Consider the following 1,016-nt stretch of genomic DNA (forward strand, 5'->3'; position numbering starts at 1 on the left):
CCTGGTAGGCTATTGAATAATGCGTTTGCCTGTTTGTTGGATGCAGATATCGGTTTTAGAGTGGTATATCAGAAAAATACGTCTAGTATTAGCGGTGTAGTGTTGCTGCGGCGCAATCGTTAAGTTCATAGCTGAATTAAAACCACCGCAAGGTGGTTTTTTGCTATTCAGAAACGACTCACTCTCGTGGACATGCAGTGTATGTAATGGTAAAATTTAACCATTCTTGCCGTGGGGGTTAAATTCCAATGAAAATAGCTTTTATTTCAGATGTACATGGAAATGCAGTTGCTCTTGAAGCGGTTTTAAACGATATCAAGGAAAATAAAATAGACAAAATTTATGTATTAGGCGATCTTTGTTACCGTGGACCCGAACCTAAACGTTCTCTAGAATTAATTCGATCTTTGAATACTGAAGTTATTAAAGGCAATGCAGACGAGTGGGTGATCCGCGGCGTTCGTGAGGGAGAAGTTCCGCAAAAAGTGATCGAATTAATGAACATTGAACGTGATTGGACCTTTTCCAAGCTTGAACCATCGGATATTGCGTATCTAGAAACACTCCCGACAGAAATTAATTGCGAAGTCAATGGAATTCGTATAAACGCCTTCCATGCAACACCGGATAATTTATTTGAAATCGTTCTTCCAAACATGGATGACGCTGCGTTACAGAACCGCTTGATGAGCTCGCAAGATGCGCAGATATATGTATACGCGCACATCCATAAGGCCTATATAAGACACTTGAATGGTAAAGTACTTATGAATGTTGGAAGCGTTGGGCTTCCGTTTGATGGGGTCACTAAAGCCTCTTATGGTCTTATTGAAATTGAAGAAGGTAAATTAAAAACATCGATACAACGTGTTGATTTTGACGCGGAGAGAGTAATCGATCTTTATAGGGATGTAGATTATCCTAATGCAAAAATGATGTCAGAGATTATTCGAAACGCCAGAGTTTGAGCGGTCAAGAGTTATTTCTAGGACGACGATTGGGGATACGTACATAAG

At 40.0% G+C, this 1,016-nt stretch carries 1 protein-coding gene; it reads left to right on the forward strand.

Features of this window, described 5'->3' with window-relative positions:
- Window positions 1-248: 248 nt before the first annotated feature.
- Window positions 249-968 carry a metallophosphoesterase family protein gene (locus tag AC1DUA_RS38905; RefSeq protein WP_477504771.1) on the forward strand — a complete coding sequence of 240 codons (720 nt, stop codon included), beginning with the start codon at window positions 249-251 and terminating at the stop codon, window positions 966-968.
- Window positions 969-1,016: the final 48 nt, after the last annotated feature.

It is taken from the genome of Paenibacillus sp. 01T422, from assembly GCF_056398785.1.